Annotated in this window: 8 protein-coding genes; 5 read left to right on the top strand and 3 right to left on the bottom strand. The window is 68.6% G+C overall.

Features of this window, described 5'->3' with window-relative positions:
- The first annotated feature begins 726 nt into the window (after positions 1-726).
- Genes ACFY3L_RS06240 through ACFY3L_RS06230 form a run of 3 tightly spaced genes read left to right on the top strand, consistent with a single transcriptional unit; the run spans position 727 to position 4450 of the window.
- Positions 727-1551 (top strand): hypothetical protein, encoded by an 825-nt coding sequence (locus ACFY3L_RS06240; protein ID WP_389319307.1) that lies wholly within the window; start codon positions 727-729, stop codon positions 1549-1551.
- Positions 1552-1562: 11 nt separating this feature from the next.
- Entirely contained in the window at positions 1563-3428 is a 1866-nt protein-coding gene (locus ACFY3L_RS06235; RefSeq protein WP_389319305.1) for a fumarate reductase/succinate dehydrogenase flavoprotein subunit, read from the top strand.
- The gene (locus tag ACFY3L_RS06230) at positions 3428-4450 is read left to right on the top strand and encodes a succinate dehydrogenase/fumarate reductase iron-sulfur subunit (protein WP_389319303.1); all 1023 of its coding nucleotides are present in this window, start codon (positions 3428-3430) and stop codon (positions 4448-4450) included. Before ACFY3L_RS06235 ends, ACFY3L_RS06230 begins: the two co-directional genes overlap by 1 nt.
- Before the next feature lie 28 nt (positions 4451-4478).
- Here the strand turns inward: ACFY3L_RS06230 and ACFY3L_RS06225 are convergent, their stop codons facing one another.
- Entirely contained in the window at positions 4479-4979 is a 501-nt protein-coding gene (locus tag ACFY3L_RS06225) for a DUF1990 family protein (protein ID WP_389319301.1), read from the bottom strand.
- Entirely contained in the window at positions 4976-5374 is a 399-nt protein-coding gene (locus tag ACFY3L_RS06220; protein ID WP_389319299.1) for a (deoxy)nucleoside triphosphate pyrophosphohydrolase, read from the bottom strand. Before ACFY3L_RS06220 ends, ACFY3L_RS06225 begins: the two co-directional genes overlap by 4 nt.
- A gap of 206 nt (positions 5375-5580) precedes the next feature.
- On the opposite strand from ACFY3L_RS06220, the gene ACFY3L_RS06215 reads away from it, so the two are divergent.
- Together ACFY3L_RS06215 and ACFY3L_RS06210 are read left to right on the top strand one after the other, a co-directional pair.
- Positions 5581-5892, top strand: coding sequence for a 4a-hydroxytetrahydrobiopterin dehydratase (locus tag ACFY3L_RS06215; protein WP_354788977.1), 312 nt, complete (start codon positions 5581-5583; stop codon positions 5890-5892).
- 38 nt (positions 5893-5930) lie between these two features.
- Positions 5931-6521 carry a Uma2 family endonuclease gene (locus tag ACFY3L_RS06210; RefSeq protein WP_389319297.1) on the top strand — a complete coding sequence of 197 codons (591 nt, stop codon included), beginning with the start codon at positions 5931-5933 and terminating at the stop codon, positions 6519-6521.
- Here the strand turns inward: ACFY3L_RS06210 and ACFY3L_RS06205 are convergent.
- Entirely contained in the window at positions 6502-6978 is a 477-nt protein-coding gene (locus tag ACFY3L_RS06205; protein WP_389319295.1) for a phage tail protein, read from the bottom strand. The two genes, ACFY3L_RS06210 and ACFY3L_RS06205, sit on opposite strands and share 20 nt — an antisense overlap.
- Positions 6979-6981 lie beyond the last annotated feature (3 nt).

Here is a 6981-nt window from a genome sequence, read left to right as displayed (position 1 = left end):
GCGCAACGGCACGTCACTGTCCTACCGCGACGGCGGCACAGCGGCACCGCTCCGACTCCCAGGACTGGTAACGCGACGACCGACCTGCCGGCGCAGTAACCCGACGGCACAGAACTGACCCACCGCGACCGCGACACGGCGGCTGACCTGGTGGGCAGCGGAACGGCGGCGGGGGTGTCCGTGCCGCCGCTGGCTGCCGGGCCGGGGACGGCACTCGCGAGGGTGAGCCTCAGGGCGGCGGGCTGGAGGGCAGTTCCGGTCGGTGCTGCGAGCGGGTCCGCGCTCCGGCGGGCGGGTTCGGCGGCGTTGGGCAGGTCGGGCGTTCGCGTTCGGTGTGGAAAATGCCACTGTTCTAGGGCGGGGTGTGATGGGTGATCCCGGCGGCTCGGGAGTGGTCGAAGGCTCGGAGGGTGTCTCAAGGAGAGCAGGTGGCGGCGTCCGTGGTGTCCAGCGTGGGCGTGGCCGGCAAGGGCTGCCGCTCAATCGGCTTTGAGCTGGGAGAACGCGGTTGATGAGGGTGGGACCGTGCGGGTGGGACGGTGCGGCGGCACGGGGTGGGCAGAAAGGGTGAGGGCAGCGGGCGGCGGCTCGTAAGTGGCTGGGTGCGGCCTGGAAATTCGGTGGTTAGGCCTGTGGGTGAGGGCGATCACAAGGCCGGATGCGTTCCGGCGTAACGTGTGCACCGACCACAGATCGGTACATCGGCCCGTCCAGGGAGCAACCACCATGACGACCACGCCGGCCAGGCTTCGGTCAGCCTCGGGCGCGGGGCCCCGCGCAGCGATCAGCGAGAAAACGTTGCGGACGGACAGGTGGTGGCTGCAGCCGCTGCTGGTGTTCCTCGGTCTCGGGGCCTTCGTGGTCTACGGCCTGGTCCGCGCCATCATGAACAAGTACTACTGGGCCAGCGAAGAGCACTATCTGGCGCCGTTCTACTCGCCTTGTCTGACGAAGAGCTGCGTGGAGGGGTCGAGCCACTTCCTCGGCCAGCCGATCCCGCAGCTGCCGTCGTGGATGTCGCCGGCGATGATCATCCTGGTGCTGCCCGGCGGGTTCCGGCTGACCTGCTACTACTACCGCAAGGCGTACTACCGCTCGTTCTGGCTGTCGCCGCCGGCGTGCGCGGTCCCGGACGGTCACAAGACCTACTCCGGCGAGACCCGCTTCCCGCTGATCTTCCAGAACATCCACCGGTACTTCTTCTACGCCGCGATCCTGGTCGGCTCGGTCCTGACGTATGACGCGGTCATCGCCTGGCACGGCAAGGACGGCGGCGTCGGCATGGGGCTCGGCACGCTGATCCTGGCGGTCAACGCGGTGCTGATCTGGGCGTACACGCTGGGCTGCCACTCTTGCCGGAACATCATCGGCGGGCGGCTCAAGCACTTCTCGAAGCACCCGGTGCGGTACCGCGCGTGGGGGCTCGTCTCGAAGCTGAACGCCAAGCACCAGCAGTACGCGTGGGCATCGCTGTTCTCGGTGATCATCGCCGACGCCTACGTGATGGCGGTCTCGGCCGGCTGGATCACCGACTTCCGGTTCTTCAACTGAGGACACAACCCATGACGAACATCGAGCGACACACGTACGACGTCGTGGTCATCGGCGCCGGTGGCGCCGGGCTGCGGGCGGCGATCGAGGCCCGGCTCGCCGGCAAGAAGACCGCCATCATCTCCAAGTCGCTGTTCGGCAAGGCGCACACCGTCATGGCCGAGGGCGGCGCGGCCGCGGCGATGGGCAACGTCAACTCGCGGGACAACTGGCAGGTCCACTTCCGCGACACGATGCGCGGCGGGAAGTTCCTCAACAACTTCCGGATGGCGGAGCTGCACGCCAAGGAGGCCCCGGACCGGATCTGGGAGCTGGAGACCTACGGCGCGCTGTTCGACCGCACCAAGGACGGCAAGATCAGCCAGCGCAACTTCGGTGGCCACGAGTACCCGCGGCTGGCGCACGTCGGTGACCGGACCGGCCTGGAGCTGATCCGCACGTTGCAGCAGAAGATCGTGTCGCTGCAGCAGGAGGACTTCGCCGAGCACGGCGACTACGAGGCCCGGATCCGGGTCTTCCAGGAGTGCACGATCACGGAGCTGTTCGTCGAGGACGGCGCGGTGTCCGGCGCGTTCGGCTACTACCGCGAGTCGGGCGAGTTCGTGCTGTTCGAGAGCGCGGCGATCGTGCTCGCGACGGGTGGCGTCGGCAAGTCGTACAAGGTGACCTCCAACTCCTGGGAGTACACCGGCGACGGGCACGCGCTGGCGCTGCGGACCGGCGCGACGCTGATCAACATGGAGTTCCTGCAGTTCCATCCGACCGGCATGGTCTGGCCGCCGTCGGTCAAGGGCATCCTGGTGACCGAGTCGGTGCGTGGCGACGGTGGCGTGCTGCGCAACACCGAGGGCAAGCGGTTCATGTTCGACTACGTGCCGGACGTGTTCCGCAAGCAGTACGCGGACACCGAGGAAGAGGCCGACCGCTGGTACACCGACCCGGACAACAACCGGCGCCCCCCGGAGCTGCTGCCCCGTGACGAGGTCGCCCGGGCGATCAACAGCGAGGTCAAGGCGGGCCGCGGCACGAAGGCGGGCGGCGTGCTGCTCGACATCGCCAGCCGGCTGCCGGCCGAGCAGGTCCGCAAGCGGCTGCCGTCGATGTACCACCAGTTCAAGGAGCTGGCGGACGTCGACATCACCAAGCAGCCCATGGAGGTCGGCCCGACCTGTCACTACGTGATGGGTGGCGTGGAGGTCGACGCCGACACGACCGCCGCCGCGGTGGCGGGGCTGTTCGCGGCCGGCGAGGTGTCCGGCGGCATGCACGGCTCCAACCGGCTCGGCGGCAACTCGCTGTCGGACCTGCTGGTGTTCGGCAAGCGGGCCGGTGAGCACGCGGCCGCGCACGCCGAGCGGATCGGCCGGCGCAAGCCGTCCGCCGCCGCGGTCGAGGCGGCCGTCGAGACGGCCCTGGCGCCGCTCGCGCGGGCGGATGCCGGGGAGAACCCGTACACGCTGCACCACGACCTGCAGGAGATCATGGGCGTCCTCGTCGGCATCATCCGGCGCGACGGCGAGCTGCGGGAGTCGATCACCCGGTTGGCGGAGCTCAAGGAGCGCGTCAAGAAGGTCGGGGTGAGCGGCGGCCGCAGGTACAACCCGGGCTGGCACCTGGCACTGGACCTCCGCAACATGATCATCGTGTCGGAGTGCACCGCGAAGGCGGCGCTGGAGCGCACGGAGTCGCGCGGCGGCCACACCCGCGAGGACTTCCCGAAGATGGACCCGAAGTGGCGCAAGGTGAACCTGGTCTGCTCGCTCGACGGCGAGGACGTCCGGCTGGAGCACAAGCCGCTGCCGGTCATGCGCCCTGAGCTGCAGGGCCTGTTCGACCAGACCGAGCTCGCCAAGTACATGACCGACGAGGAGCTGTGATGGGCACCAAACGCCACTTCCGCGTCTGGCGCGGCGACGACACCGGCGGCTCGCTGGAGGACTTCCAGGTCGAGGTCAACGAGGGCGAGGTCGTGCTCGACGTCATCCACCGGCTGCAGGCCACGCAGACGCCCGACCTGGCCGTGCGGTGGAACTGCAAGGCCGGCAAGTGCGGCTCCTGCTCGATGGAGATCAACGGCAAGCCGCGGCTGGGCTGCATGACGCGGATGTCGACGTTCGACGAGACCGAGACGGTCACCGTGACGCCGCTGCGGACGTTCCCGGTGATCCGCGACCTCGTCACCAACGTCAACTTCAACTACCAGAAGGCCCGCGAGCTGCCCGCGTTCGCCCCGCCGGCCGGCGTCGAGCCCGGCGAGTACCGGATGCAGCAGGTCGACGTGGAGCGCTCGCAGGAGTTCCGCAAGTGCATCGAGTGCTTCCTGTGCCAGAACGTGTGTCACGTCATCCGTGACCACGAGGAGAACAAGACGGCGTTCTCCGGGCCGCGCTTCTTCATCCGGGCCGCCGAGCTGGACATGCACCCGCTCGACGCCCGCGACGACCGCAAGGAGATGGCGCAGGCCGAGCAGGGCCTGGGCTACTGCAACATCACCAAATGCTGCACCGAAGTCTGCCCCGAGCACATCAAAATCACTGACAATGCGATCATCCCGATGAAGGAACGTGTTGTCGATCGGAGGTACGACCCGGTGACCTGGCTCGGACGCAAGATCTTCCGTCGTGACCAGCTGGACGATCCCACACCGGCGCGCGCCGCGACGTCTGTCAAGACCTCCTCGGGCGACCTGGCGGTCTCGGACACCAGCGGCAGCTGGCACCAGGAGGGCCCGGTGCCGCAGGAGGCGCCGGTCGGCGCCGACGGCAAGCTCACGGTGGCGGAGCTCACCCTGGACCGGGCGGCGGCCGGCTCTCCGTTCGGTGACGACCAGGTGTTCCCGCTGCCGCCGGAGCAGCTGCGGTACCAGCACCCGTCGTCGCCCTCCGGCGACGGCCACTAGATCCGACTCCAGAAGGCGCCTCTCTGTCTCAGAGGGGCGCCTTCTGCATGGCCTTGGCGTAGCGGTCCGTGACCCGCGACTGGACCAGCTTCGCCACGGGGTCGCCCAGGCGGACCCACCACTTCGCCGGGCGGCTGAACGCCTTGATCTGAAACCACACCTCGCCGCCGGGCTCGACGCTCAGCAGGAACGACTCCTCGCCCGTCTCGACGTGCCCGGGCAGGGTGCCGAAGCCGAACCCGTACCGCTCCGGCTCGTCGACGATCCACACGATCAGGCACGGCACCCAGAGCCGCAGTGCCCCCACCCCGATCCCGGTGGAGAACCGGCCGCCGAGCGTGACCCGGTCCTCGTCGCTGCGCAGCCGGAGCCCGGCGCCGCGCTGGGGCTGCCAGCGGGCCAGGGCGGCCGCTGCGGCGGCGAAGTCCTCATGGCCTTGGCCCACCCTCACCCGGCGGGTCACATGGTGGTAGCCGGGCGGCAGGGGGCCTTCGCGGGTCGCGCCGACCTCGGGGTAGGTGACGTTCACGCCGTCGAAGGTAGCAACGGCGCCAGCGCCACCACGATCGGCGCGTCGGCGGGCAGCCACGGCACCGTGTCGAGCTCGTCGCCGGCGAGCCAGCGCAGGTCGCTGTGCTCCAGTGGCACGGGCACCGCCCCGTTCACCAGCCGGGCGAGGTACACCTTGAGGATCGCGGCGCCGCCGAGCATCGTGATGTCGGCACCGACCCGCGCGCCGACCTCGACATCGACCCCGAGCTCCTCCTGGCACTCCCGGACCAGTGCCTGCTCCTCGGTCTCCCCCGGGTCCACCTTCCCTCCGGGGAACTCCCACTTTCCGGCCATTTCGGGCGGCAGGGCGCGCTCACAGGCCAGGACGCGGCCATCGGAGATGATCGCGGCGCCGACGATGATCCTTGGCATCAACCGTTCGGTCTGCACGGATGTCCAGGGTGCCAGATCGAAATGAAGTTCCGGTTGCGGGCGCTGCCCTGTTGTTCACCAGACGAGGGAAATGTGGCCGTGGACAGATCCACCAGTCGCCCAGCAGACTTGCAGACACCGTTGATGACGGGCAGGCTTCGAAACGGCCACAAGCCGGCAACGATGCCGCGGGAGGGTAGGTCGTTATGCGGGCAAGGCGAAGCGAGCAGCACCGTGACTATCTCAGCGATGCGCTGGGTTTATTGCAAGGCTGGACGCACGACGGCGAAGAGATTCGCCGCACGCTGCACTTGGACGATTCCCAGCATGCGGCACTGACCGAGCGCATGAAGATCGTCGCCGACGCGCTCCAGGTGCGCCCCGACGTGCGCCGCCTCGACGGCCGCACCCAGATCCGCCTCCGCGTGCCGGGCATGTCGGATCTGTCGCCCGGCGAGGTCACCCTGGCCGCCCGTATCGAGGACCTCTACCGCACCATCATCGCCGGCGCCGCTTGATTCGTCGGATCTCCGTCACGCAACGCTACGATGACGACATGACTGCGGTGCCCGACTGGATGCGCCCGCCCCGCATCGAGGGGTGGTTCGCCGACGACCTCGACCACCTCCCCGAAGCGCCGCGACACACCGAGCTGCTCGATGGAGCGCTCGTATTCATGATGTCGCCGCAGCTGCGCTGGCATGCCCGGGTCGTTACAGCGCTGGAAGTCACCCTCAGAGAACAGGCACCGGCGGGTGTTGAGATCGAGCGGGAAATCACCGTTCGACTCGACAAGCGCAATCGCCCCGAACCAGATGTGCTGGCCACGACGGTGCCCTACGACGATGCGCCTCGCACGTTCTTCACGCCGGACGAATTACTGCTGGTCATCGAGGTGGTCTCGCCGGAGTCCGCGCACCGCGACCGGACGGTCAAGGTGCGCAAGTACGCGGAAGCCGGTATCGCCCATTATTGGCGCGTCGAGGAGGAGAACGCCGCGCCCGTCGTGCACACCTACGAGCTCGACGGACCCACCCGGGCGTATGTGGCGACCGGCATCCACCGCGACACTTTGCGTACTGCAGTGCCGTTCGCGGTGACGATCGAGCTGGACAAGCTGCTTCCCGCTAGGCGTATTCGCCCTTGATGACGAAGAACGTGCCGCGGATGGTGCCGGCGAGCTTGGAGCGCTGACGGGCGAACTTGAAGCGGTCGGCGAGCTCGGCCGGGACCTCCATGCCGTCGGAGAGCTTGAAGCCGACGGCCCGCTTCCCGCCTTCCGCGAGGGTGTAGAGCACGTTGACCGACAGGCCCGACTCGTAGAAGACGTAGGTCCAGCGGACGCCGTCGACCTCGAAGGACGTCGCCTCCAGCGGCCGGGAGCCGATGGTGAGGTCCCGCTCCTCCAGCAGGATGCGGTGCACGCGGTCCACCGCTTCCTGTGCCGCCGACGCCGGCTCGACGGCGAAGACCGTGAACACGTGGTCGTACTTGTTCCGGAAGTAGCGGGCCTCGTTGGCGCGCAGCCCGGCGAGGGCCTCGGCGACCGGTGAGGACTCCAGGCCGGTGGTGGAGACGGTCTCGAAATCGACGACGTACGACACCAG

Origin of the sequence: Dactylosporangium sp. NPDC000521, assembly GCF_042898305.1 — a bacterium.
Taxonomy (GTDB): domain Bacteria; phylum Actinomycetota; class Actinomycetes; order Mycobacteriales; family Micromonosporaceae; genus Dactylosporangium.
The sequence above is the reverse complement of the archived record's forward strand: the minus strand, read 5'-3'. Positions and strand labels throughout refer to the sequence as shown.

Coding starts and splice junctions, on each gene's coding strand:
- ACFY3L_RS06240 (WP_389319307.1), top strand. CDS start 727: ATGACGACCACGCCGGCCAGGCTTCGGTCAGCCTCGGGCGCGGGGCCC.
- ACFY3L_RS06235 (WP_389319305.1), top strand. CDS start 1,563: ATGACGAACATCGAGCGACACACGTACGACGTCGTGGTCATCGGCGCC.
- ACFY3L_RS06230 (WP_389319303.1), top strand. CDS start 3,428: ATGGGCACCAAACGCCACTTCCGCGTCTGGCGCGGCGACGACACCGGC.
- ACFY3L_RS06220 (WP_389319299.1), bottom strand. CDS start 5,374: ATGCCAAGGATCATCGTCGGCGCCGCGATCATCTCCGATGGCCGCGTC.
- ACFY3L_RS06215 (WP_354788977.1), top strand. CDS start 5,581: ATGCGGGCAAGGCGAAGCGAGCAGCACCGTGACTATCTCAGCGATGCG.
- ACFY3L_RS06210 (WP_389319297.1), top strand. CDS start 5,931: ATGACTGCGGTGCCCGACTGGATGCGCCCGCCCCGCATCGAGGGGTGG.